This is a genomic window from Desulfosporomusa polytropa, from assembly GCF_055380075.1.
In genome coordinates this window covers 1,618,428-1,643,564 of the sequence record NZ_AP042400.1, presented here as the reverse complement: position 1 = coordinate 1,643,564, position 25,137 = coordinate 1,618,428, and the positions used below count along the sequence as shown (strand labels likewise).

General features: G+C 41.8%; 29 protein-coding genes and 1 riboswitch. Of the genes, 6 read left to right on the top strand and 23 right to left on the bottom strand.

Annotated elements, in window-relative coordinates:
- Positions 1-10 precede the first annotated feature (10 nt).
- From mtnA to ACZ449_RS09470, 11 genes are all read right to left on the bottom strand, one after another.
- The gene (mtnA, locus tag ACZ449_RS09520) at positions 11-1,054 is read right to left on the bottom strand and encodes an S-methyl-5-thioribose-1-phosphate isomerase (protein ID WP_464260788.1); all 1,044 of its coding nucleotides are present in this window, start codon (positions 1,052-1,054) and stop codon (positions 11-13) included.
- Positions 1,055-1,069: 15 nt separating this feature from the next.
- Positions 1,070-1,861: an S-methyl-5'-thioadenosine phosphorylase gene (gene mtnP / locus ACZ449_RS09515; RefSeq protein WP_464260787.1), complete on the bottom strand. Its 792-nt coding sequence runs from the start codon at positions 1,859-1,861 to the stop codon at positions 1,070-1,072.
- 152 nt (positions 1,862-2,013) lie between these two features.
- Positions 2,014-2,430: a TIGR04086 family membrane protein gene (locus ACZ449_RS09510; RefSeq protein WP_464260786.1), complete on the bottom strand. Its 417-nt coding sequence runs from the start codon at positions 2,428-2,430 to the stop codon at positions 2,014-2,016.
- A 74-nt stretch (positions 2,431-2,504) separates the two neighbouring features.
- Positions 2,505-3,263: a 5'/3'-nucleotidase SurE gene (surE, locus tag ACZ449_RS09505; protein WP_464260785.1), complete on the bottom strand. Its 759-nt coding sequence runs from the start codon at positions 3,261-3,263 to the stop codon at positions 2,505-2,507.
- Positions 3,264-3,281: 18 nt separating this feature from the next.
- Positions 3,282-4,007: a 7-carboxy-7-deazaguanine synthase QueE gene (locus ACZ449_RS09500; RefSeq protein ID WP_464260784.1), complete on the bottom strand. Its 726-nt coding sequence runs from the start codon at positions 4,005-4,007 to the stop codon at positions 3,282-3,284.
- Positions 4,008-4,010: 3 nt separating this feature from the next.
- Complete coding sequence (gene queD, locus ACZ449_RS09495; RefSeq protein WP_464260783.1) at positions 4,011-4,388, bottom strand: 6-carboxytetrahydropterin synthase QueD; 378 nt, start codon at positions 4,386-4,388, stop codon at positions 4,011-4,013.
- Between the two features lie 183 nt (positions 4,389-4,571).
- Positions 4,572-5,855 carry a glycosyltransferase family 2 protein gene (locus ACZ449_RS09490; RefSeq protein WP_464260782.1) on the bottom strand — a complete coding sequence of 428 codons (1,284 nt, stop codon included), beginning with the start codon at positions 5,853-5,855 and terminating at the stop codon, positions 4,572-4,574.
- 160 nt (positions 5,856-6,015) lie between these two features.
- The gene (gene pssA / locus ACZ449_RS09485) at positions 6,016-6,684 is read right to left on the bottom strand and encodes a CDP-diacylglycerol--serine O-phosphatidyltransferase (RefSeq protein WP_464260781.1); all 669 of its coding nucleotides are present in this window, start codon (positions 6,682-6,684) and stop codon (positions 6,016-6,018) included.
- Positions 6,681-7,322, bottom strand: a complete 642-nt coding sequence (locus ACZ449_RS09480; protein ID WP_464260780.1) for a phosphatidylserine decarboxylase family protein — start codon at positions 7,320-7,322, stop codon at positions 6,681-6,683. The genes pssA and ACZ449_RS09480 overlap by 4 nt, the downstream gene beginning before the upstream one ends.
- Before the next feature lie 90 nt (positions 7,323-7,412).
- Positions 7,413-8,093 (bottom strand): WecB/TagA/CpsF family glycosyltransferase, encoded by a 681-nt coding sequence (locus tag ACZ449_RS09475; protein WP_464261849.1) that lies wholly within the window; start codon positions 8,091-8,093, stop codon positions 7,413-7,415.
- A gap of 106 nt (positions 8,094-8,199) precedes the next feature.
- Complete coding sequence (locus ACZ449_RS09470) at positions 8,200-10,170, bottom strand: transglycosylase domain-containing protein (protein WP_464260779.1); 1,971 nt, start codon at positions 10,168-10,170, stop codon at positions 8,200-8,202.
- Positions 10,171-10,295: 125 nt separating this feature from the next.
- On the opposite strand from ACZ449_RS09470, the gene ACZ449_RS09465 reads away from it, so the two are divergent.
- Positions 10,296-11,231 (top strand): polysaccharide deacetylase family protein, encoded by a 936-nt coding sequence (locus ACZ449_RS09465; RefSeq protein WP_464260778.1) that lies wholly within the window; start codon positions 10,296-10,298, stop codon positions 11,229-11,231.
- Between the two features lie 146 nt (positions 11,232-11,377).
- Here ACZ449_RS09465 and guaB read toward each other — a convergent pair whose 3' ends face one another.
- Both guaB and ACZ449_RS09455 read right to left on the bottom strand, forming a co-directional pair.
- Positions 11,378-12,832, bottom strand: a complete 1,455-nt coding sequence (gene guaB / locus ACZ449_RS09460) for an IMP dehydrogenase (protein ID WP_464260777.1) — start codon at positions 12,830-12,832, stop codon at positions 11,378-11,380.
- Positions 12,833-12,974: 142 nt separating this feature from the next.
- On the bottom strand, positions 12,975-13,613 hold the full coding sequence (locus ACZ449_RS09455; protein ID WP_464260776.1) for a 3D domain-containing protein: 639 nt from the start codon (positions 13,611-13,613) through the stop codon (positions 12,975-12,977).
- Between the two features lie 4 nt (positions 13,614-13,617).
- Positions 13,618-13,754: riboswitch (cyclic di-AMP (ydaO/yuaA leader) on the bottom strand.
- 150 nt (positions 13,755-13,904) lie between these two features.
- Here ACZ449_RS09455 and ACZ449_RS09450 point away from each other — a divergent pair.
- Positions 13,905-15,284, top strand: a complete 1,380-nt coding sequence (locus ACZ449_RS09450; RefSeq protein ID WP_464260775.1) for an FAD-dependent oxidoreductase — start codon at positions 13,905-13,907, stop codon at positions 15,282-15,284.
- Positions 15,284-15,568 carry a ferredoxin family protein gene (locus tag ACZ449_RS09445; protein ID WP_464260774.1) on the top strand — a complete coding sequence of 95 codons (285 nt, stop codon included), beginning with the start codon at positions 15,284-15,286 and terminating at the stop codon, positions 15,566-15,568. Before ACZ449_RS09450 ends, ACZ449_RS09445 begins: the two co-directional genes overlap by 1 nt.
- On the opposite strand, the gene ACZ449_RS09440 is transcribed toward ACZ449_RS09445, so the two are convergent.
- Positions 15,565-16,053 (bottom strand): hypothetical protein, encoded by a 489-nt coding sequence (locus tag ACZ449_RS09440; protein WP_464260773.1) that lies wholly within the window; start codon positions 16,051-16,053, stop codon positions 15,565-15,567. The two genes, ACZ449_RS09445 and ACZ449_RS09440, sit on opposite strands and share 4 nt — an antisense overlap.
- A 59-nt stretch (positions 16,054-16,112) precedes the next feature.
- On the bottom strand, positions 16,113-16,298 hold the full coding sequence (locus tag ACZ449_RS09435) for a 2-hydroxymuconate tautomerase (RefSeq protein WP_464260772.1): 186 nt from the start codon (positions 16,296-16,298) through the stop codon (positions 16,113-16,115).
- Between the two features lie 188 nt (positions 16,299-16,486).
- Between ACZ449_RS09435 and ACZ449_RS09430 the strand changes: the two genes are divergently transcribed.
- A complete protein-coding gene (locus tag ACZ449_RS09430; protein ID WP_464260771.1) occupies positions 16,487-17,074 on the top strand; it encodes a hypothetical protein in 588 nt (195 codons plus the stop codon).
- Positions 17,075-17,197: 123 nt separating this feature from the next.
- A complete protein-coding gene (locus ACZ449_RS09425; RefSeq protein WP_464260770.1) occupies positions 17,198-18,052 on the top strand; it encodes a HipA family kinase in 855 nt (284 codons plus the stop codon).
- On the opposite strand, the gene ACZ449_RS09420 is transcribed toward ACZ449_RS09425, so the two are convergent.
- From ACZ449_RS09420 to ACZ449_RS09405, 4 genes are all read right to left on the bottom strand, one after another.
- Positions 17,984-18,643: a TVP38/TMEM64 family protein gene (locus ACZ449_RS09420; protein ID WP_464260769.1), complete on the bottom strand. Its 660-nt coding sequence runs from the start codon at positions 18,641-18,643 to the stop codon at positions 17,984-17,986. The two genes, ACZ449_RS09425 and ACZ449_RS09420, sit on opposite strands and share 69 nt — an antisense overlap.
- Positions 18,644-18,707: 64 nt before the next feature.
- The gene (locus ACZ449_RS09415; protein WP_464260768.1) at positions 18,708-18,908 is read right to left on the bottom strand and encodes a hypothetical protein; all 201 of its coding nucleotides are present in this window, start codon (positions 18,906-18,908) and stop codon (positions 18,708-18,710) included.
- A gap of 280 nt (positions 18,909-19,188) precedes the next feature.
- Positions 19,189-21,252, bottom strand: a complete 2,064-nt coding sequence (gene recG / locus ACZ449_RS09410) for an ATP-dependent DNA helicase RecG (protein ID WP_464261848.1) — start codon at positions 21,250-21,252, stop codon at positions 19,189-19,191.
- Between the two features lie 18 nt (positions 21,253-21,270).
- Positions 21,271-21,471: a DUF1858 domain-containing protein gene (locus ACZ449_RS09405; RefSeq protein ID WP_464260767.1), complete on the bottom strand. Its 201-nt coding sequence runs from the start codon at positions 21,469-21,471 to the stop codon at positions 21,271-21,273.
- Between the two features lie 194 nt (positions 21,472-21,665).
- On the opposite strand from ACZ449_RS09405, the gene rpmB reads away from it, so the two are divergent.
- The gene (gene rpmB, locus ACZ449_RS09400; protein ID WP_464260766.1) at positions 21,666-21,857 is read left to right on the top strand and encodes a 50S ribosomal protein L28; all 192 of its coding nucleotides are present in this window, start codon (positions 21,666-21,668) and stop codon (positions 21,855-21,857) included.
- Positions 21,858-21,948: 91 nt separating this feature from the next.
- On the opposite strand, the gene hslO is transcribed toward rpmB, so the two are convergent.
- From hslO to ACZ449_RS09380, 4 genes are read right to left on the bottom strand one after another with little or no spacing between them, the layout of a single operon-like run.
- Positions 21,949-22,827 (bottom strand): Hsp33 family molecular chaperone HslO, encoded by an 879-nt coding sequence (gene hslO, locus ACZ449_RS09395; protein WP_464260765.1) that lies wholly within the window; start codon positions 22,825-22,827, stop codon positions 21,949-21,951.
- Positions 22,828-22,849: 22 nt separating this feature from the next.
- A complete protein-coding gene (gene yfcE / locus ACZ449_RS09390; RefSeq protein WP_464260764.1) occupies positions 22,850-23,407 on the bottom strand; it encodes a phosphodiesterase in 558 nt (185 codons plus the stop codon).
- A 17-nt stretch (positions 23,408-23,424) separates the two neighbouring features.
- Positions 23,425-23,895: a 6,7-dimethyl-8-ribityllumazine synthase gene (ribH, locus tag ACZ449_RS09385; RefSeq protein WP_464260763.1), complete on the bottom strand. Its 471-nt coding sequence runs from the start codon at positions 23,893-23,895 to the stop codon at positions 23,425-23,427.
- Positions 23,895-25,109 (bottom strand): bifunctional 3,4-dihydroxy-2-butanone-4-phosphate synthase/GTP cyclohydrolase II, encoded by a 1,215-nt coding sequence (locus tag ACZ449_RS09380; protein WP_464260762.1) that lies wholly within the window; start codon positions 25,107-25,109, stop codon positions 23,895-23,897. The genes ribH and ACZ449_RS09380 overlap by 1 nt, the downstream gene beginning before the upstream one ends.
- Between the last annotated feature and the right edge of the window lie 28 nt (positions 25,110-25,137).

Genomic DNA, 25,137 nt, shown 5'->3' with positions numbered 1-25,137 from the left:
TCTCCTTCCGTTACTTGCATTTTTGGACTAATTGACTAATGGCTTGGTTATAGGGCGCACGTAGTATACCATATTCAGTAATAATGGCCGTTATTAGGCTATTGGGGGTTACATCAAAGGCTGGATTAAATACGTTTACGCCCTGTGGTGCTACACAATTGCCACCTAAAGAAGTAATCTCTGTTGAACACCGCTCTTCTATGGGAATGTCAGCACCAGAATGTATAGTAAAGTCAAACGTAGATGACGGTGCAGCGACATAAAATGGAATACCATGCTCTTTAGCCAGTACTGCTACACTGTAGGTGCCAATCTTATTGGCAACATCACCATTTAAAGCAATCCGATCAGCTCCGACGATAACAGCCTGAACCATATTGTTTTTCATAACCCAGCCAGCCATATTGTCAGTAATCAAAGTTACTGGAATACCATTTTGCATTAGTTCCCAGGCGGTGAGCCTAGCCCCCTGTAATAGTGGTCGGGTTTCATCGGCAAAAACCTTGGTAATATTGCCTTGTTCCCATGCCTTACAGATAACACCCAGGGCTGTTCCAATAGCTACTGTAGCCAAGGCACCGGCGTTACAATGAGTTAGTACGGCTGTGGGCTTAGTAAACAAGCTTGCGCCATGAACTGCCATTTTTCCGTTTACTGCTTCGTCTTGTTCAGCAATTGCGATGGCTGCTTGTTCCAATGTCGTGACAGCTGTTATGGTATCCGTATTTCCAGGCAGTTGATCAAAAACAGCAAGCATGCGGTCAATCGCCCAAAACAAGTTTACTGCTGTTGGTCTGGTTTGGCGCAACGCACTCGCCGTTTGCATTAATTTTTCCTTGAACTCAGGCATAGTAAGTGCAGTAAGCTCGCGAGCCCCCAGAACCAAAGCAAAAGCGGCGGCGGCTCCAATCGCCGGAGCACCACGCACCTCTAGCCGTCTTATGGCTTCTGCTACCCGCTGCCAATCATGACACTCAATATATTCAAGCCTGTTCGGCAAGAGGGTCTGATTTAATAACGTAAGACAGTTATTTGACCAAGCAATAGAACGCATGGGTAAGTATCCCCCTTATAGTTTAAAACCTCCGTATTCGGCTAACGCGTGCTTACAGGTACACTCTGTTTCCGGATTCAGACGTTCTATAGTAGCTAGAATCAATTGCTTAATATTTTCGGTATTAGCCTGCATAGTTTCCAAGACTTCATGATGGGTTAACGGCTGTGGCGAAATGCCAGCGGCAAAGTTGGTAACCATCGAAACAGTGGCATAGCACATTTCAGCCTCTCTGGCTAAAACTACTTCCGGTACATTGGTCATACCAACAACATCACCGCCGAATTTAGCAAACATTTTAATTTCAGCCGGTGTCTCAAAGCGAGGGCCATCAGTGCAAACATACGTCCCCTGCTGATGAAAGGGAATGTTAAGCTTTTGGGCAGCTTCAAATAATACCTTGCGAATTGACGGGCAATATGGTGTTGTTACATCAACATGAACGACACCACGTTCCCCACCTTCATAAAAGGTGGTTGTTCGATTTTTTACAAAATCAAGAAATTGATCAATAACTACAAAATCGCCTGGTTTCATGTCCATATTAAGTGAGCCTACAGCCGTTGTCGCAATGATATTTTGTACACCTAATTTTTTTATGGCCCAGATATTTGCCCGGTAATTAATTAAGTGTGGCGGAATAGAATGATTACTGCCATGACGGGGAATGAATGCAACTTCTTTACCGGCATATTCACCACTTTTAAAGTGTACAACACCGTAAGGAGTCGGAACCCACTGTTCACGAACATTATTTAAAATTTTCGGATCATATACACCTGTTCCACCAATGATGGCAATTTCCATAGTTTATCACCCTGCCTATTTATTTTATGGAGAACTAATCAGCTTGTCCACTGTGTAGTAATGCTAAAATAATGTTTGATTTATAAAGCAAGCAATATTGCATACTATTCAAGATTTTTTCAAAAAATTCCTGCTTGCCCAGTAAATGCAAATTACAAATTTACGCCAATAAAGCCGCCTAATGCTCCGGCTAAGCTACCCGCAGCAAGCTTATTACCCAGCATAAGCCAAGATACTTGCTCATGACCTAGTTCAATGCCTACTCCTATTGAGAAGAGTACATATACGAGACCAACAGCACAACCTACAAGTAGGCCCTTCGCGGCTGTTTGTTTTGTTGCATATACACTGCCAGCGAAAATGCTGACCATAGTTACTGCTACCATTATGTATTCAAGATGGTTATCGATAAATCCGCTATCAGATAGTAAACTAACTATTGACAAACCTACAGCGAGAATGAGCGAAATAGCAATACTAACAGCCACTCCTTTAAATATTGCCATAGTAATATTGATGTTTTGTGGAGCTTGGGGGTGTTTTTTTGTCCGATGGGAAGCTTTGGCCATAATACTCCCTCCTGTAAATCTTTTACTGTAAATTTATGCAAATAACGGCCAAATATACCGGACCCCTGATAAGTTTATAACCCCCATGTCCCTAATGCATTCATTATTCCATAGTTGGTTAAATCAAAGTGAATCGGTGTAATTGAAATTTTGCCATTCTGGACGGCAATTATGTCGCTGTCTGGAGCGTTTTCAGTATCTGAAATATGACCGCTCATCCAATAGTAGGTACGACCACGGGGATCTTGACGACGTTCAAACGTATTTTCATAGTTGCGAACGCCGAGCTTGGTAATGGCAATGCCCTTTAATTGGTTTTCCGGTAATGCCGGAACATTAATATTAAGCAGGGTATTGGGTGGTAAACTCCTGCTAATCATAGCGTCAATCACTTTTCTTGCCGTTTTGGCAGCTGGTTCGAAATCAAATGATTCCCAACTGTCTAACGACATCGCGATTGCCGGCAAACCATGCAGTGCTCCTTCAATAGCGGCGCTGACAGTTCCTGAATATAAGACATCAGTGCCTAGATTTGAGCCTTGATTAATTCCAGAAACAATAATGTCTGGTAAATCATTTGCCAGCAGAGATTCTAATGCGACTTTAACACAATCAGTAGGTGTACCGCCGACCCGCCAAGCGCAAATATCATCGACGCCTATAGGATACTCGTCTACCCAGATGGGATTATGTACGGTAATTGCCTGACTTGAGGCACTTTTTTCACTATCTGGCGCTACTACAGTAATCCTGGCGAGTTGAGATAATTCTTGCCATAATGCTTTAATTCCAGGTGCAAGTATGCCATCGTCATTTGTCAATAATATATGCACAACCACAACCCCCCGACATTATAATTGGCCCATATATTTATGGGTTTGCGGAATTACTCGGACATCGTTAAGTAAGGTTAACGCAGTTTCTTGATAAGATAACATGGCGTCAGGCGAGACGGGTTCACAACCATTTAAAGGAGTAACTGGTTGAAGAATTACTGGAATATTGGTATCTACAGATGCTACTAAGTCAAACGCCTGCTGCAGCTCAGCGTGGTTGCTCTGCCCTGTGATCACAATTTTTACAAAAACCTCTTTGCTTGCTGCTAGGCGCAAGAATTCTCTGTGTTCGCGCCAACAAGTCTTACCCGTAGTACTTGGTAATTTTATATCCATGCTGATAATATCAATATGGGGTAATACCAGCGCTAACTGCTCAACCAAAGTGCCGTTTGTTTCAAGATATATCGGTGCATTAAGCTGCGGTGCTAATTCGGCAATCATCGTGGCCTGACATAGTGGTTCACCACCTGTGAGACTGATCGAGTGATGTCGAATTGTCAATAATGAATTGATAATTTTTGCAAGGTTATTAATAGGCAAGGGATTAGCTAGTTGGGAAAAATCTCGTTTTCCAGGAGTTCGTTCTACCAAAGCATTTTTGCAGAAGTCACGGGATCCAGGAGTGTCACAGTAAGCACAACTCAAATTACAGCCTGCCAGGCGAACAAATACCTGTCTTGTGCCGACATACAAGCCTTCTCCTTGAACCGAAGAAAATAGTTCAATAATATCTATCATTCTCTACCCCTGCGGACAATATTTGACAGCTGAGCGAGGAGATTCCCACACCTGGACCCAGCGAATTTTAATAGCTTGCTGAAAGGTAGAATGTTCAGCAAGTGAGTCATATATGTATTTTGCTATATTTTCTGCAGTCGGATTAATCGTCTTAAATGCTGGCAAATCGTTTAGATAATAATGATCAAGTTTGTCAATTATGCTACCAACCTCGGCCTTAAGGTCTTTAAAATCCATGACCATCCCTAAATGATTAAGTTCATGACCAGTAACCGTAACTTCTACTTTCCAATTGTGCCCGTGTAGACGACAACATTTACCTGGATAGTCAGGCAATTGATGAGCAGCCTCAAATTCGGCAACAATGGTTAAATCATACATAGTAAAGCCTCCTCGAACAATAAATTTTATTAGGATATAAGAATATACTTTGGAACAATTTATCAAAGTGTTCAAGTGTATATAGAAAACACGGCTTGCACCGAGCCCTTGGCGACAGTGGAAGCCGATGTTGCACTTATCCTGCTCTGTTAGGATAAAAAAAGATGAGTGTTAACTCACCTTTTATTTGATAGCTTGCTTGCTTACAAGAGTTTCCTTGGAAAACTCAGTCGAATTACTTAAAAGAACATCACGATAACTAAGACTGCGGGTGTGTTCTGTGTGACTCCAGTTGCGCTCATGACGATGTAAATAACCGACGAAGGTTATTGGTATCCAACTGTATATGAAAAGTGGATAGAAAATAGAATAAACCCATGTTTTCCAGTTAGCTCGAATTTTGAACAGAATAATTGCGGGGAAAATGTATTGGCCAACACCAATAATTGTCCACACTTCAATAGGCAAAACCATATAGAGAATATTGGTATAAAATGGAGTAATATAACCAATATAACTTAACAAGACAAATAGCGTTGATAAGATTAAGAAATACGGTTGAACTAAATGAAGTATACCATCCAAAATTCTAATATCGCGCCGTTTTATTCCTTCTGCTAAAAGTTTGGGGATGAAACGTCCAGCAACATCAAAGTGGCCTTGAGCCCAACGTTTGCGTTGCTTCCAGGATTGCTTAAACGTGAGCGGTTTTTCATCATAAACTATAGCATCATGCGCCCATGTGGTACGAATACCAATCAGAAGGACTTTCATCGTAAATTCCATATCTTCGGTAAGACAGGTGGCACCCCAACCAAATTTTTTGAGGATATCTGTTGAAATACACATGCCAGTGCCGCCTAAAACACTTGATAAACCTACGTTATATTTAGCCAAGTGCCAAATGTGGTTTACCACCCAGAAAGAAATGGCAAAGGTAGCAGAAATCCAAGTATCATTAGGATTTTTGGCATCAAGATATCCTTGAATAACCTTTTCGCCTTTACATAGGCGATTATTCATTTCCAGAAGAAAATTCGTATCTACTAGATTATCAGCATCAAATACCACTACCGCATCATATTGCTTCTTCTGTGCAAATAGTTTTTCAAACATCCACTCCATAGCATAGCCTTTGCCCTTTTGCTCAAGACTAAACCGTTCATTCACGATAGCACCAGCATTTTTTGCAATCTGGGCTGTTTTATCTTTGCAATTATCAGCTATTACATAAATATCATACAGATCGCGGGGATAATTAAGCACATGCAAATTTTCTACTAATTGGCCAATAACCTGTTCTTCATTATGGGCAGCCACTATAATGGCAAATGTATTTTTTGGAGTAGTAATTTTTTCTTCATGTTTTTTCACAATCCCAAAAAATGCAAGGAAAAAGTAGTACAACGTAAAAAATACGATAATGAGTTGCATGGGAATCATTATGTAATCAAAAATATAATTCATGGATTATTCTCCTTACAAAATCCTGTGTTAATGAATACCCTGGTAAACAGGATTTATAAACGGTTTTCCTAAAACTTTTAATAATAAATCATATGCTTTTTTTTGAGGTAAATGATTTATTTTTGCTGATGGTAACGCTGACAAACTCGTCTTACATGACCTAACGATGGTCAAATAAGCCAAAAGTTGTATTTAAGATACCAAACAGCGCATAAACAAAAAACGGAACAAATAAAATAGACTTGAATGTCAAAAACAATATATATGCACCTATAGCGACAGTAATAATTGCTGGAATCGTGCGAATCGGTTCGCCATCTTTACCTTTAAAATCAGGATACCGAATGGTACTGACCATTAAGTAGGCAAATATAGCTACCATTAACGGGAAAATCCATCCCGATGGTTTTACATCAAGCATGACAAAGGTCGCTATAACACACCCAGCGGCCGGTATTGGCAGGCCCATAAAGTAGCCCTTAACGGTACTGGCATTAACATTAAATCTTGCTAATCGTAAAGCACCACAGGTCGCAAATGCAGCAGCTATGAATGCGCCGCCAGAAAAATCTTTGAGCATATAAGCATATGCCATAACGGCTGGAGCTACTCCAAAAGATACTAAGTCACATAAAGAATCAAGTTCTTTGCCGAAATCACTGCTTACACCAAAATATCGGGCTACCCGCCCGTCCAGACCATCTGCCACCATAGCAGACACAACAAACAACGCTGCATAAGTAAATTCGCCTTGAAGTGTAAATACAATAGCAAACATACCCAAAACCAAATTAACTGCCGTTACTATATTAGGAATAGCATTTTTCACTCTTCCATTACCCTCCCTATAACTGTTTTTCCTCCTTTTACTCGATCCCCCTTTTTTACTAAAATTTCTACAGTTGGTGGTACAATAATTTCAGTACAAGAGCCAAATTTGATAAGTCCGTAGCGTTCGCCCTGTTTCAGGACAGTTCCTAACGTGACCCAAGATACTATGCGCCGAGCTAAAATTCCGGCAATTTGTGTAACTAATACACGCATTTTATCATTTTCTAATCCGATAGCATGACGTTCATTTTCACAAGATGCTGATTCTTTATAGGCAGGCTTAAATCTACCGCAAGTATATTGTTGAAATTTAATTTCACCTCGGACAGGACTACGATTAACATGAACGTCAAATACTGACAAAAAAATAGTAACCTTTATACCTTTATCGTTTAAAAACTGGTCATCATATACTTCTGTAATGCCCATGACTTTACCGTCTGCAGGTGATAATATCAAATTATCATTATCAGGCACATTACGTGTAGGATTACGAAAAAAGAAGGTAACAAAAGCTGTCATTACTCCAGGAATAATAGCCCAAGGGATACCTAGGTTTGTAGCAGCAATAATTGTAATCAGTCCAAGTATAATGATATATATATAGCCTTCTTTAACTATAGGAGTTCTTACCATTGATCCACCTCCCTGCAAAAAACCTCCTCGTAGTATCCAAACTAAAAAGCAAGTTCAGTATATCAGTATAATATACTTAGTTTACTTTGTCTAATCTTTTTTCCCTAACATGACTTTAAGAGCAAACCTTGGTAAAGCCAGCATCCTGATGGCGCGTTTAGGCTGACATAGCAAACGGAACAGCCACTCCAAGCTAGTACGCTGCATCCATAGCGGTGCACGCTTAACAGCACCGGCCATCACATCAAAGGTGCCGCCTACCCCCATACTCACTGGGACGTTGAGTTTTGTCAAATTCCTAGCCAGCCACTTTTCCTGTCTGGGAACCCCTAAAGCTGCCAATAAAATGTCAGGTTTTGTAGCCGTAATGGCTTGAATAATAGCAGGTTCATCCTGTGTAGTAAAAAATCCATGTCTTGTCCCGACTATACATAATCCGGGATAACGCGCCAACGCTACAGTTTTGGCTTTAGCAACAATATCCGGTTGGCTGCCGAACATAAATACACGATACCCTTTTTTTGAAGCTTCTAATAACAGGTTTTGCGCCAAATCATAGCCAGCTACCCGCTCTACCTTAGTATATCCTTGATGTCTGGCCGCCCATACTACACCAGCGCCATCTGGTACTACCAAGTGAGACTTAGCAAGGATAGCGGCCAATTCGTTGTCTTCTTGTGCCAGCATAACCATTTCGGCATTGGCAGTGGCCACTAAATGTGGCGTTTTTTCTGAAATAAACTGCTCAAGCTGGGCGGTTGCTTCCGCCATGGTTATGGCATCAATCAAAACGTCTAAAACGGTTACTTTTATACCCACTGAAAAATATTTTCTCCTTACAGTTTGTTTTACTACCTTAGCACATTGTACCACAAGTTTAAAATGACGGCAATCTCGACCAAGGCCATTTCCAGAAAGGCTGTTTTTTTTGTTCCTGGTGTTCAGGCGACTGCGGCTGAATTTCATTAATACGGTTGTTTACACGCGGAGCTATCGGCTGGGTACCTTGGATAAAGGCACTATACTCCGTCTCTTTACAACCACTATCGGCTAGCTTGCCTGTGCTTGTACAAATAGGGATACCAACAACTACATTGGGAGGAATGGTAAAATCAGTAGGCGGTGTATTGGCTACTATTTTAGAAAGCATTCCCCCCCATAATGCTGACACTTCAGTACCAGAAATTCCAACAGGTTTGCGGTTGTCATTCCCAACATAAATGCCAACTACAATGTCTGGAGTATAGCCGATAAACCAGGCAGTCTCATAATTATCTGTAGTGCCTGTTTTGCCGGCAGCCGGACGGCCAAGATTAGCCGGAGTGGCAGTACCATCTTGCAGTACGCCGCTGAGCATATCTGTTAAAATGTAGGCTGTTTCTGGCTTAAGTACTGACTGCTGCTCGATTCTGTTTTCCTCAAGAACCTGATTATTTTCATCAAGTACCTTTACTATTGCTAGAGGTTTAGATAATACACCGCTATTGGCAAAGGCAGTATATGCGGTTGTTAATTCCCATAAATTAGTTCCTTGGGTTAAACCGCCTAACGCTGCGGCCAGATTATTATCTTCAGGTGTCAAGGTGGTAATGCCCATAGTTTTCGCAAGGTTTAGCACCTGATCCATGCCGACCTGCTGCCCAAGCTTAACGGCAGCTATATTGACTGACCAGCGCAGTGCTTTTTTCATAGTTATCGGCCCGCGATTTTTTTTATCATAGTTAAGCGGCGAATAGCCGTTTATATTAATAGGTTGATCGATGATAATAGCGTTGGCAGTAAGTCCTTGATTAAGCGCAGCTGCATATAAAAATGGTTTAAAAGCCGAGCCCGGCTGCCGAACTTCAGCAAATACCCGATTAATCTGACTTTCTTCATAGTTGCGCCCGCCGACCATAGCTTTAACATAGCCTGTTTTGGGGTCAAGCGCCAGTACAGCTCCCTGCCTTTGTCCTAATACAGCTTCAGCTGCTTGTTGCTGCATAATGTCGAGCGTTGTATAAACTTTGAGTCCACCTTTATATACCCGGTTTTCACCATAGCGGTCACCTAATTCCTTAGCTACGTAGTCAAGAAAGTAAGATGCTTGTACTACCCGCTTTTTTTTACCGGCAAGCTTAATAGGCTCAACTTTGGCGCGCTCGGCTTCTTGTTTCGTAATATAACCTTCTTTAGCCATACTACCCAGTACTACTGCCCGACGTTCTATAGCAGCCTTCATATCATTATAGGGCGAATAGATATTTGGCCCGCGCGGTAGTCCTGCTAGTATAGCACTTTCGGCTAAAGTCAACTCGTTAGCATGTTTGCCAAAATACATTTGAGCAGCAGCCTCTACACCATAAGTGCCTTCGCCAAAATATACCTGATTTAAGTATGCCTGCAAAATCTCTTGCTTAGAAAACTTATAATCAAGAATCAAAGCCAGTACCGCTTCTTTCACTTTCCGCATAAATGTTCGTTCTTGTGTAAGAAACATGTTTTTTGCTAATTGCTGAGTTATAGTACTACCACCCTCCACCAAACCGCCCTGGCGGATATTGACCACGATAGCACGAATAATCCCAATAGGATCTATACCGAAATGATTGTAGAAGCGAGTGTCTTCATTGGCTATAATGGCTTGCTGAACATAAGGTGACATGCTATTAATATTTACTACTATTCGGTTTTCCTCAAATAATTTAGAAATTAGCTGACCATTGATATCAAATACCTGAGTGGCAGATACTAGATTTAAGTCATTCAAACTATCAGTTCCCGGCAATCCTAAAAAAGCAAAACATGTATTAACTGACATTGCAAATAAGAGAGTCAAAACGGTAACTCTAATGCTGTTTTTTTTCATAGGTATACACTCCTCTTAGCAATAGTATCTCCAAGCTTCCTTACTTTACATGCAGGAATAGTTTGTCTAATAGAGAATAAACAAAGTTAGATATTGTTATTAAACTATTTAATCAGGAGTGCCAAATGAAGCCTACATCGAGATTCTTTCAAACAGTGTGCGCTTTGAGTATCGTATGTCTTACAATATTAGTATCATCACCATTAGTTTTGCTTGCTTTTTCTGATTCTACCTCATCTGTATCTGTGCCAGCAGCTGATTCACCAATATATCAGGAAGAGCCATTACCTGAAAGTAAGTATACCATACCCAGCAATGCGCTAGATGCCTATTATATGAATGAAAATCCAGATAATCCCCCACTCCCGGCAAAACCGGTTTATGATGTGTTTACCGTGGGAGAACGCCAGTCACAGGGATTGGTGTTGGAAGTTCCTAAAACCAAGCCGTATTATGGAGAAAAAGTAGTTTATCTTACTTTCGATGATGGTCCTGAACCAGAAAATACGCCGGCTGTCCTTGCTATTTTAAAAAGTCATGGCATAAAGGCAACCTTTTTTGTAGTAGGTAATCAGATTGAAAAGCATCCTGATATTTTACGCCAGATTTATCAGGAAGGTCATGCTATTGGCAATCATTCTTATAACCATGTTTACCGTGAGCTGTATCAATCACCTAACACTTACTTTTCCCAACTTCGTCGTACTGATGAAATTATTAAAAATATACTTGGAGTACGACCGCGCATATCCCGTGCACCTGGTGGTTCAGCTGGTAGCTTTACTAAAGAATACTGGGATAACTTAAAAAAGCTGGGCTACACGGAGGTTGGTTGGAATATAAGTTCTGGCGATGCCTCCAGCGCAAAGGCCGGCCAACTAGTAGATAATATAGCTGCACAAATGGACAACAAGAATTTATGGAGCCATGCCACTTTGCTTATGCATGATGGCCGGGGCCATGCCGAAACAGTAAAAGCCCTGCCAGCTATTATTAAATTTTATAAAGACCGCCAATTTGAATTTAGAGTTGTTAATTTCGAAACACCGTCACCTTGGTAAAGAAAACACGGCTTACGCCGAGCCTTAGGCGAAAGTGTAAGCCGCTGTTGCCCTTATCCTGTTCTTAAGAAAGTTTTACTTTCTGTTGGGGTAAATAAAAATGCTTTGGACAAAATGTCCAAAGCATTTTTTATTTACTTTTTTTATCAGCCACTATAGTTTGGTGCTTCTTTGGTTATGCTGATATCATGCGGATGGCTTTCGCGCAAACCAGCACCGGTAATCCGAATAAATTGCGTTTTGCTGATAAGTTCTTGGATGTTACGTACGCCACAATACCCCATACCGGCGCGAAGACCGCCAATTAGCTGGAATACTGTATCGGCTACTGAACCCTTATATGGAACTCTTCCTTCAATTCCTTCGGGTACCAGCTTGTCCATGTTTTCCTGGAAGTAACGATCCTTACTACCTTCGGCCATAGCTCCCAGCGAGCCCATACCCCGGTATACTTTATAGCTACGTCCTTGATAAATAATGGTTTCTCCTGGACTTTCTTCTGTGCCGGCAAGTAGGTTGCCAACCATTACAATCTGAGCACCAGCGGCAATGGCCTTAGCTACATCACCTGAGTATTTTATCCCACCATCGGCAATAATCGGCACATTGTACTCGCGTGCGGCTTTAGCGCAATTATAGATTGCCGTAATCTGAGGTACACCAATACCGGCAATTACCCTGGTTGTACAAATCGAACCTGGTCCAATGCCAACTTTAACAGCATCTGCACCTGATTCGATTAAAGCACGAGTAGCCTCGGCTGTGGCAACATTACCAGCAATAAGCTCCACATGCGGAAAAGCATTTTTAATTTTCCGTACAGAATCAAGCACACCTGTTGAATGACCATGCGCAGTATCAACGACAATAACGTCAACCTTCGCGCCAACAACGGCCTCAACACGCTCCATCATATCTGCGCCTACACCAATAGCGGCAGCTACCAACAAACGTCCCTTCGCATCTTTGGCAGAGTTGGGATATTTCTGTGCTTTTTCGATATCTTTAATGGTAATAAGCCCTTTTAAGTTACCATCATTATCAAGTAATGGCAATTTCTCAATTCTGTGTTCACGCAAAATTTCCTTAGCTTCTGTTAGTGATGTGCCAACAGGTGCAGTAATAAGGTGCTCTCTCGTCATACAGTCAACTATTCTGCGACTCAAATCAGTTTCAAAACGGAGGTCACGATTAGTTAAGATACCTACTAATTTACCATTATCTGTTACCGGTACACCTGATATATGGTATTTCTCCATAAGATCATGGGCATCTTGAAGTAAGTTGGTAGGCGATAAAAATATGGGATCCACAATGATACCATGTTCCGAACGCTTGACTTTATCAATCTCGTTAGCCTGGGCAGCAATCGGCATGTTTTTATGGATTACTCCTACCCCTCCCTCACGCGCCATGGCGATTGCCATTCGAGCCTCGGTAACCGTGTCCATACCGGAGCTAATGATAGGAATGTTAAGCTTAATGTTTTTTGTTAAATAGGTAGATACTTCAACTTCTCTGGGCAAAACGTCTGATTTGGCAGGTACAAGTAATACATCGTCAAAAGTTAAGCCTTCTGGGCCAAATTTGTTGTCAAACATTAACAGAACTCCTTTCGTACAACATGATCATAAATAGGTATTTCTCAATATAATAACATAAATAAACTTGCCAAATCTACCACTTTATATGTAATTATAAAAAAAATAATACAATGCCTGACGAAAATGCCAGGCATTGTTACTAGTTGAGGACATATAATTTTACATTTTGAACACCAAAGTCATACGCTTTGTCGACAGAATGCATAGCAATATCGATGCGATTTCCTTTAATTGCGCCACCTGTATCTTCGGCAACCGCATACATGCTATTGCCATCAGCAAACTCAATATATACCCTTGAACCAAGCGGAATAACACGGGGATCAACGGCAATTACACCTGGTCGTACCTGGGTTCCCATATAGGTTAAACTGCCCCATTGGGCATTATCGTGCGGACCGGCAGCGTAGGCGGTAGCTTTTATGTCCAGGACGGTCTTATAACGTCCTGGTGCAGTGCCGCGCGATGCTTCCGGCATACGACCACCGTATAGGCTTTGTAAGGTTTCTTGACCGACAACACCATCGGCGGTAAGATTTTTTGCCTGTTGAAAGTTAATTACCGCCTGTTCGGTCGTTTCACCAAAAACACCGTCAACCGTAAGATTGCTATCACCCCAATCACTAAGCTTAGTTTGCAGTTCAATTACATCTTGGCCTGTCATACCTATGCTAAGTGTCTGGTCGCCAAGCGCAGCAAAAGCCATCGGTGTCCAGATGGCAGCTGCTAAAACTGCCATCGCAATGGTACTTGTAACGATTTTTTTGATGTTTTTCATATAAAACACCCCTTTCTAAATGCCTACGAGGTTAGCTGACGGGTTCGGGACAAAGGGAAATCCCTACCGCAATCGCGGATTCACCCCAAAAATGGTTCCCCCATTTTCCTTTTTCATTAGGAAATTCGGCATGCTGTTATGATACAGGATAGTTTGGAATGATGCAATTCTTGTTTCGATAAATTATCTGAGAATATTGATTATTAACAGCTATTCTCTCTATAATGCTTTGGTATGCGTGCCCCTAAATATAAATTTATGATTACGCGTAAACTAAAACTGGGTGAGTATATGTTAAAACATTGGTATGAGGCTAAAAGATCGCACAAAATACCAGATAAAATCAGTAGTTTAAAAGCAGAAAATCAGGATAGTACCATCGCTGAAAAAAAATATGATGTTATTGTAGCCGGAGCCGGTCCAGCCGGATTAACAGCGGCCTATTTTCTGGCTCGCGACAGCCTTAACGTGCTTGTCCTAGAACGCGGCCCTTATGCCGGGGCCAAAACCTGCGGCGGCGCCAGTATTATGGCTGAGCATACCCATAAACTTTTCCCTAACTTTTGGGAAGAGTGTCATTGCGAACGAATTATCACTGATCAATCCTATTGGTTGATGACTGAGGATTCTGTTCTTTCTTCAAGGTTTCAGAGCGACCGACTTGCCGCCGCACCTTACAACAGATTTTCTGTTAAGCGTGTTAATCTCTATAAGTGGCTGGCCGACAAAGCAACGGAAGCTGGCGCGCAAGTACTCTTCAACCATACGGTAAAGCAAGTCATATTTAACGAGGATGGTCTGGCTGCAGGTGTACTAACGCAAAATGATGGTAAGTTTTTGGCCGATATCATTATTCTGGCAGATGGCGCTAATTCTCTATTGGCTGAACGTTCAGGACTGGCGCCCCGGGTAACACCGGAAAACATGTCTCTATATGTAAAAGAGACTATTGCCCTGCCTGCAAGTCTGATTGAAGAAAGATTTAATTTGCTGCCAGGTCAAGGTACAATAATCGGGTTGCTTGGTTATCCTACTGCTGGATTTAACGGCACTGGTTCCATACATACCTTTAGAGACAGTATAAATATCAGTGTAGGTATGGCGGTAGCCAGTTTTGCCCAAGCAGGCTTCTACCCCAATGACCTCTTAGAACGAGTAAAAAAACACCCCCACATCAAACGATTGATTGCTGGGGGCCAGACTATTGAATATGGCGGCTCATTAATTCCCGAGGGGGGTTATAACGCTATTCCTCCATTGGTACATCCCGGCCTGGTGATTATTGGTGACGCTGGTTCGTTGGTCAATGGTACGCATGGCATAAACCTTGCGATGTGGTCTGGTTTTTATGCGGCCAAAGCCGTCTATGCGGCAAAGATTAGCCGGGATTATTCGGTCGGTAAGCTGTCTTTATATACAAAGCTCTTACAAGAAAGCTTCATTATACAAGATTTACAAGCTAACGCCGGTGCTGCCGCGCTAATGCGCAATATCCCTTATGCGTTTGATCTTTATTCCCACATGGCAAATGAAGCGGCTTATCAGGTTTCGCGGGTATATACAATGCCCAAACGGGCCAAGCGGCTTATGGTGTACAAAAAAATAACAAGCATGCAGCCAGTCTTGAAGATATTGTCCGATATTTGGAAAACGTGGAAGGTGATTCGTTAATGCAACTACAGGATAAAATTATGCTCATACATTTTAATCCAGATAACAGCATTCAGCATGTTGCTGTACAAAATCAGGAACACTGCAGTACCTGTGAAGAGAAGCAATGCCTAACCATCTGTCCTACCGGCGTATTTAAATGGGACTGCCAATCAGGCAGTCCCATACTAGTACATTATAAGCAATGCGTTGAATGCGGTGCCTGCCGGCTAATTTGCCGGTTTGACAACATTCTGTTTGATTATCCGCCAGGAGGCATGGGGGTGGCTTACTGGGAAGGTTAATTCTTTCCCAGTACAAACGGTGCAAACCCGATCTCACCCCAATAGTGGTTATAGTATATCTGGATAATACCATCCAGTCTTCTGCACAAAATCTTCTTTACATGGCTAAGGGAACTAAAGAACAGTCGAGTCTGCGGTTGGGCGCTGTTCGCAGCTGCCTGTTGGTAAAATTGGACTGTCTTATCGGTTGCCATGTAGATAGGCCACAGGGTTGTAAATACCTGCAAACTGGCGTTAGTGGCATCAGTATGTAAAGTAAGTTGCTGCCAGGAGGTATCTGGACCAAGTAATTGGTCCTCTGTCACCAGCGGATACGAAGCGATGTCGATATTTACTGTGTTGGCTGCTGATAACAGCTCCAAAAAATTCATTTGGCAGTTATGGATAAGCGTGATTAGCGGTACAATATCAGCTGGAGCAGCGGGCTTTATTAACTGACTGCTTATCGCTGTTTCAAGTTCAATCGCAAAATGTATCGGCAACATACTGGGACACCACCTTTTTTAGAGAGTAAGCCAATTGATTTACGAAATGGCTTACTCTCTTATCTGTCAGATGCTAATACACCTGCTTTACCAATATGTTGGGCAGGAGCTTCGCGAAGCACAATAGTTACAGCTTCCGGTGGACATTTGGCGGTATCAACAATGGCTTCAGTTACTTTCTTAACCATCTCCCGCTTTTGTTCTAAGGAACGGCCTTCAATCAAATCGATTTGTACGATTGGCATATAATTAACCTCCTCATGATGATTTACTTAACAAATAGTATTTTCTTTATTGAAAGTAAAAATCCCTGCAATAGTAAACTTTTTATTCACTAGCCTGACATAAAACCATTCGCGAGTAACACTTTGCTGCTACTGCTCATACAGTATAGTAACATACCTGTTTATTAGATATTGAAGGGGGTCTACTTATGAGCATATTTAGAGAGCTCCGCAACGAGTGCTTAATTAAGGAACTCGAACATGAGTTAAACACTGACGTATTATTGTTTGGTTTTGACGGTATAGTTTATTTTGGCAATCTGCAAAAAATTGATGACTGCCGTGTAGCCTTTTTATCGCCAGCCATTGAAGCGGATTCGAACGTAGAGATTCTTTCTCCTGGCGGCGAGGTTGTGGATGTAAGATTCCTTAATCTTGATCTATGGCAAATCGTTGCCAAAGCTACGGGAGTAAAAACAAGTCCATTTGACAATGGCCCTGGACTGGGCGACTCGGCTGAAGAAAAACAAAGAACCGAAGCCAGTGAGCGTCAAGAGAGCCGCGAATTGATCTGCCTTCTAAGGCGCATGATCGGTGATCTTGTAGTAATTACAACCCTTGGTGGTTTCGTATTTCAAGGAACACTGGGTAATGTCGATGATGAACTGGCATTTATATCGGTTGATGAGATATTTGGTCCGGCAACCTCATCAGGAATCTCTGACGATGTGGTAAGTACAGCCGTAATTAATCTTGAAGCGATAACATCAGTATCCCGCTCAGCGGAATGCTGTTAACTTCTGCAACATCGGTATGATGTAAAGCTTGGCAAATTTAATGCTGCTATTAGGGTAAAAGACTCGGTGAAATTTTTACCGGGTCCTTCTTTCTTATAACTATATTGTGGGAGGCTGAGCAGTATGCTCGTGGCGATAGAGTATTTGGGCAAAGTAGGCGTTGGGGTCACTTTGCCTCAGTTTTTTCGCGCTCATGATGGAAATATCTATGTAGTAAAATTCCAAAATAACCGGCTTGGCTCCCGGGTATTAGTAAGCGAATTATTGGCAGCTAAGATTGGTGCACTCATGGGTTTGTGCTTTCCGCCCAGCGATATTATTGAAATTAGTGAACAGCTATTACAGGAAAATCCTGCTTTGCTTGATATCGGCTTAGAACCAGGACGGGATTTCGCCTCTCTCTATCTTACTCACGCGGAATATGTTGGGAAAAATCGATTATGTAAAGCAATTAATGTATCAGAAATGGCTGGAGTTATATTATTTGACCATATGTTTCATAATGCAGATCGCGCTAAAAATCAAAAAAACTTGTTACTTAGACTTGAAAATGAGCAATATAGAATCTATGCGATAGATAATTCACATTTGTTTAGATCCAGTCGCTGGACTATTGAATCCTTTCAAAAGTTGGGAACAAAAATAAAGACATATTATTATCAGCATTATCGAAATTTACTTAAAGACCTTCTTACTCCACAAGATTTTGTTCCCTACATTGAGTTAGTAACAAAGATTAGTAATGAACAGATTGACTGCATCGTGGAAGAAATTCCTCATGAATGGCTGCCTGATGAAACAGAGCGTCTGGCTTTGGCCGAGTATACCAAGATGCGACGGGATATGGCCGGTGAAATCTGGGAAAAACTCTGCCGGTTTATTCCTCGCAGCCGTGGTGGCCGAAGATGGTTATTTTCTTCTTTTCCGCCACCAAAGGATGGCGTAAACAATAACAACAATGGCAATAATGAATATTAGCCTTCCCATGTTTTCGCCTGCAAAAACAATATCATGACCAAGCAGAACTTTAATAATAACTGGCGGCAATTTTCCTATTACAGTCGCCCACCAAAAATCTTTAAACGACATTCGGCTAATGGCCGCTATGGCAGTAATAATCCCTGAGGGAGCCAGTGGTAATAGCCTGGCAAATAATAGGGCCTTAAACCCATTTTCAGCACTATAATCGTCCACCTGTTTTAAATAGCGGCTTTTAGTAATCCAACCTTCAACCGTATGCCTAAAGAAATACCGAGCAAATACAAACATAACTAACGCACCGATGACTTCACCAGCCCAGGAAATGATTGTGCCCCAGAAAAGGCCAAAGACAATACCGGCTGCTCCTGATAAAATCATAAACGGAAAAACAATAGTAAAAGTCATAACTACAAATAAAATAATTGTGATAAGAACAGAGCTAGCGCCAAAAGAGCGAAGATATTCGGCTAAAGCTGCAATGTCACCTTTCTCAATAATTCCATATGCATGGTGAAAAAATTCTGGCTGCCACATGTAGGTTAATCCAATCATTGCTGCAATAGCCAGCCAACCCAATAGTTTATTCATTAATACCATCCTGTTCTCTAAAAACAGCGCTGTATGCAGCGCTGTATGCAGCGCTGTTTAAGGTCTATTTCCACTGAGAGATTTCTTTCTGGAAGATCGCGCAAGAGCCGTCTAGCCAATTGGTGCAGTCAGTACAGCGCCGGTTATAATCTTCAGGTGAGACGTTAAGAAGCGAATATCCATATCCCATAGCATTAATAATATGTTCAAACTCCTGACATTCTTCGGCAATACTGCTAAGCTGGTTTTGTGTATACTTTTCCATTTTGTCACCACTCCTCACTATCATTTATAGTAGTGTGTGCGAGGTGGTAAAAAAAATAAGAAATTATTTTTTAAAAATTTAATTTATATATGTATAAACCTTGCCTAAAATGTCAATATTATGAATGTAAATTTTCTCCTCTCCCATAATTGACGGCCTTCGGGCCGTCCCTTTTTTTGTCCTAACAGAAAGTATACAACTTTCTAAAAAGCAGGATAAGGGCAACAGCGGCTTCCGCTTTCACCAAAGGCTTGGCGCAAGCCGTGTTTTCTTTATTTCCTTATCTGCAAAATATCATATCGAATTTTTCTCCGAACCATTCTTGTAATGTTTTCCATACACTCTCTAAATACTCAGATGAGCAAACCGTCTGTTGTGCAGCGCGTCTGGCTTCCAGTAAAATAGCGGTATCTCTCACGATATCAGCAATCTTTAAATCAGGTAAGCCATGTTGATTAGTGCCAAAAAACTGACCAGGCCCTCTTAACAAGAGATCTTTTTCAGCAAGCACAAATCCATCATGTACCTGGGTCATAATTTTGATTCGCTCCACCGTCTCTGCATTAGTGCTGTCAGATAACAAAATACAATAGGATTTATGCTGCCCCCGGCCAACGCGACCGCGCAACTGGTGCAGTTGTGCCAGACCAAAACGTTCCGCGCCTTCGATAATCATGACAGTTGCATTAGGCACATTAACACCTACTTCAATCACTGTTGTAGCAATTAATGCTTTAATCTCGCCACAGGAAAAGGATGCCATCACAGCATCCTTTTCCTGTGGTTTCATTTTACCATGCAAGAGGGCGCAGGCAATGTTTTTGAAAAAAGTAGCTGAAAGTTCTTCATGTATTTTTACAGCCGATTGGGCTTCCACTTTATCTGATTCATCAACTAGCGGGCATACGATATATACCTGTCGTCCAGCCTTGATTTGTTCGACAGCAAACAGGTACACTTTATTCCGCTGGCTTTTGCTGCGGGAATACGTAGCAATTGGCTGCCGTCCGGGCGGAAGTTCACGAATAACAGATACATCAAGGTCCCCATAGACAGTAAGCGCCATTGTTCGGGGAATAGGCGTTGCCGTCATGATAAGCACGTCTGGTTGATTGCCTTTAGCTTCCAGGCATGCACGCTGACACACACCAAATCGATGCTGCTCATCAGTGATTACCAGGCCAAGCTGCGCAAATTCAACATCCTCCTGAATAAGCGCGTGAGTACCGACAACTACATCAATTACCCCTTCCTTGAAGTGGCGTAAAATTTCATCTCTAGCCCGTCTAGTCAATTTGCCTGTTAGTACTGCCAATCTGATACCTTGCGGAGCTAATAATTGAGTAAGTGTATGATAATGCTGTTCAGCTAATATCTCAGTTGGCGCCATCATTGCGCCTTGATAGCCGCTTTCCACTGTTTTAGTAAGGGCGATAGCAGCAATAACTGTTTTGCCTGAACCTACATCACCTTGAACTAACCGTTGCATGGGAGTAATATCTTCCATATCAGCTTTAATTTCATGTAACGTTTTTAATTGGTCGGTAGTTAGGGTAAATGGTAGATTTTTTTCCACTTTAGACACTAACACTCCGTCAGAAGCGTGCTTAACACCTTGCGAATTATATTTATTTTTTTGTTTTAAATATGCCAAACCACATTGTAATAAATATAATTCTTCAAATACTAAGCGCCGCCGTGCTTCAACTAATATCTCCATATTCGACGGAAAGTGGATACTAGCTAATGCCTGTTGACGATTCATAAGATTGTGCTTAACAAGTATATTCTCAGGTAGCGATTCAATCTCCATAGGAGTAACTGAATTTTTCAAAAGTTCCAATGTTTGAAGTGTAAGCGCGCGCAAGCGCCATTGAGGCAGATCTTCTGTAGTTGGATAGACAGGAATAATATGCCCGGAGCTAGCATTAAATTCAGAGGCTAGTTCAATATCCGGTTTATTTACCTCAATGATAGTCAGGCGCCGCTGAATTTTACCTGATATAATAAGTTCCATACCAGGTTTGTATTTATTTCTGATATAGGCCTGGTTAAACCAGGTAAGCTGAGCTATACCTGTTCGATCCCGGACAGTAATTTTGATTATTTTAAGGCCACGATACGATTTAAGTTCACTAACGTTAATGACTACTGCCCGAAAGCTTTCATACAATCCATCAGTCAATTCGGCAATTAGTTTAAGTGTACTTCGGTCTTCATACCGGCGTGGATAATGTTGCAGAAGTTGGCCAATGGTATAAATCCCCAGCCTGCTGAATTTAGCCGCATTGGCTGGACCTATACCTTTTAAAAATTGGATTTTAGTAGATAAAAAGTTTTGAATAAGAATCACCTTGCGATTTTATTGGTTCTGCACCAGCAGGTTATTTAATTCTGTAAGTAGAGCTTCAATATCAATATCATGCATGTTGGCACCATTTTCGATGGTTTCCGTCATTGATCCCATACAGCCGATGCAGCCCATACCGTGTTTACTGAAAATTTCGCGAGCCTGAGGATGTGAGCGTAATGCATCAATTATCGGAGTGCTTTTGGTAATCATAGGTAAGCCCCCCTTCATTTACTTATTTCTAATTTCAATATAATACGCATAATTCCTGCTGATGCACACTAAATGCGAGATATTTATGAAAATATCGGATGAAAATTTTATTTACCCTTGCATAGTATAAGTAAATTGTGCTAAAATAGTCACGTTGAGTACATGAGGATAGATCCTACAGGAGGTGTAAATAGATGGCAAATTTATGTGAAATTTGCGGTAAGGGTGAACGTTCCGGCTTCAATGTCAGCCATTCTCACCTTAAAACCAAGCGCACTTGGAAACCTAATATTCAAAGAGTTAAAGCATTAGTTAAGGGTGAAATTAAACGGGTTAATATCTGCACTCGTTGCCTGCGTTCTGGCAAAATCCAACGCGCAGTATAATCTCTATATGATACTAGAGGACTTGAGTAACCAAGTCCTTTTTTATTATGCCAAAAAACCAGCGGTATTTACACCGCTGGTTTTCGTTTGCTTATTTTTCGTGATTTGACTCAATTTCTTGCAAAACATCAGCAAGTTCCTGGGCGGAAAATAAATACTTTTCACTGCAAAAATGACAGCATACCTCAGCTTGGCCTTCAATAATCATTTCGTTGATTTCATTCGCCCCAAGGCTAATGAGCATGTTCTCTACTCTTTCCCGGGAACATTGACAGTTAAACGTAAGTTCCAGGGAGTCATAAAAGGTGATTGGTAGTCCTGCAAATAGCATTTCTAAGATCCCTTTAGCATCTTTTCCACTACTAATCATTTGGGAAATTGGCGGCAACTGCCGGAGATTGTCTTCAAGTTGAGTGAGTGCATCTTCCTGTGCACCTGGTAATGCTTGAACAAAGAATCCTCCTGCCGCAGCTACTGTTGTATCAGGTGCAATTAAAACACCTAACGCAACGCTTGACGGCGTCTGTTCTGATACGGCAAGATACTGGGTTATATCTTCCGCTATTTCGCCTGAGACTAGTTCTGAACTGCCTGTAAAGGGTTGTTTGAGACCAACAAAGCGAGTGACATATATATGCCCCTTCCCTACTGCCTGTCCGACATCCCATTTACCATTCTTAAGTGGTAAATCGACAAACGGATTTCTGACATAACCGCGTACTGAACCATCAGGATAGGCATCAGCCACGATCTCTTTCAGCGGCCCATCACCAGATATTCTTACAGTTATACTTTCGGCTGTTTTTAAATTAGCAGCCAATAATAATGCCCCTGTCATGGTACGCCCAAGCGCAGCTGTAGCTAGCGGAAAGCAATTATGCCGCTCGCGCGCTTCTTCCACTAGATTAGTGGTAACAGCCGCAAAGGCACGAATTCCGGGCGCTGTCGCCCGGATAAGATGATCGTGCATAGTTTTTTTAAACCTCCGAATACTAGGCCAAAACCTCGGAAATAAGAGGTTGACCTGTTGCTATCTCTAGTATTTCAACCTTGCTGTCATTTATCCAGGCAATAGTACCACGACCATCCGGTCGTTTGGTCATGCCAGGTGAGCCTGGATTCAAATAAATAATTCCATCAAGCTTTTCCATTGTGGCAATATGGGTATGACCAGTAATGAAGATATTGGCCTTCAGGCGCTTTGCCAATTCCCGTTTAGCTTCATCAGTAAGATTGTGGCCATGAGTGACAACAATTCGTAAGCCATTTAGCAGTAGATAAGAATAGGGTGATTGAATAGGCAGTTTAAGCACCATACTGTCAACTTCGGCATCACAGTTACCACAGGCTGTTACAATCGGAACCGGGCAGTTGTTAAGAACCTCAGCCAGCTGCTTTGGATTATATTCAGCAGGAATAGCATTACGAGGACCGTGATAAAGGACATCACCGGCATGGATGATTAGGTCGGCATCCTGAAAATATGCGTCAAATACTTTTTCCCAGGTTTCCAGGCAACCGTGAGTATCGCTGATTATGCCTATTTTCATAGTTACCTTCCCTCCAATTATAATCCTTTAAGCAGATTTGCCATTTCAATGGCTGAAACAGCGGCGTCAAAACCTTTATTGCCTGCTTTGGTACCAGCGCGTTCAATGGCTTGCTCAATGGTATCGGTGGTAAGTACGCCAAAGAGTGTGGGAACGCCACTCTCTAAACCGACGTGGGCTACGCCTTTGGAAACTTCAGCGCATACATAGTCATAATGACTGGTGCTGCCTCTAATAACTGTACCTAAACAAATAACGGCATCATATTTTTTACTTAAGGCCATTTTTTTGGCGGCAAGGGGAATTTCAAAAGCACCTGGTACCCAGGCAATCTCCACATTGTCTGTGCTAGCGCCATGACGTTTTAGTGCATCTAAGGTGCCACCCAGCAATTTACTGGTAATAAACTCATTAAATCTGGCAATAACAATGCCAAATTTTAATCCCTCGGCAACTAAGTTTCCCTCATAGGTTTTAATTGTGTCCATTATTTTTGTGCCCCCTCGTACTGTTTTAATAGATGACCAAGTTTGGATTTTTTTGCAGACAAATACCGATTATTAAATTTGTTAGCAAGGATTTCAAGCGGCACTCGTTCGCTGATAGTTAAGCCGTAGCCCTCAAGACCTACCCGCTTACGAGGATTATTCGTTAGCAGTCTAATACTGGTTAAACCTAAGTCTGCCAATATTTGTGCACCAATACCATAATCTCTAAGATCTGGGGCAAAGCCTAATAATTCATTAGCTTCAACAGTGTCTTTACCTTTGTCCTGGAGCGCATAAGCCCTGATTTTATTTGCGAGTCCAATTCCCCTGCCTTCCTGACGCATATAGAGCAATACGCCACAGCCTTCTTTTTCAATGCACTTTAAGGCATGGGCCAACTGATCACCACAATCGCAGCGTAGTGAGCCTAAAACGTCGCCTGTCAGGCATTCTGAATGAACCCTGACCAACACATTCTGTTTGTTAGTTATATCGCCTTTAATCAGTGCAATATGGCATTGGTTATCCAACTGGCTTTCATAAGCAATCAATTTGAATTCACCATATTTTGTTGGCAGCTTCGTTTCGGCCGCTCTGGTGATAAATTTTTCGTGCTTTTTGCGATATTTTATCAGGTCGGCAATGGTGATAATTTTTAAATTATGTTTTTGTACAAACTCCATTAACTCTGGTGTCCGGGCCATAGTGCCATTTTCATTCATGATTTCGCAAATTACACCTGCCGGATATAAATCGGCTAGCTTAGCTAAATCGACGGCAGCTTCGGTATGTCCAGTACGCCGCAATACACCGCCTTCACAGTATCTGAGCGGAAAAATATGGCCAGGTCGTCTAAGATCACTGGCAATTGTTTTTTTGTCTAACACGGCCTGTACTGTCATTGAACGTTCGTAAGCTGATATGCCTGTAGTTGTGTCTTTTGCATCAATAGATACTGTGAATGCCGTGCAATGATTATCTGTATTTACTGTCACCATCTGACCTATATCAAGTTCATCTAGTCTGCTGCCAATGACTGGCATGCAAATAAGACCGCGTGCATGTGTTGCCATAAAATTGATGACTTCAGGTGTTGCTTTTTCAGCCGCCACTAGTAGATCGCCTTCATTTTCCCTGTCTTCATCATCAATTACGACAACCATTTTACCATTTTTCACATCTTCAATAGCTTCTTCAATCGTATTGAATTTCATGTAAACTCCTCCGTTTCGTATGCTAATC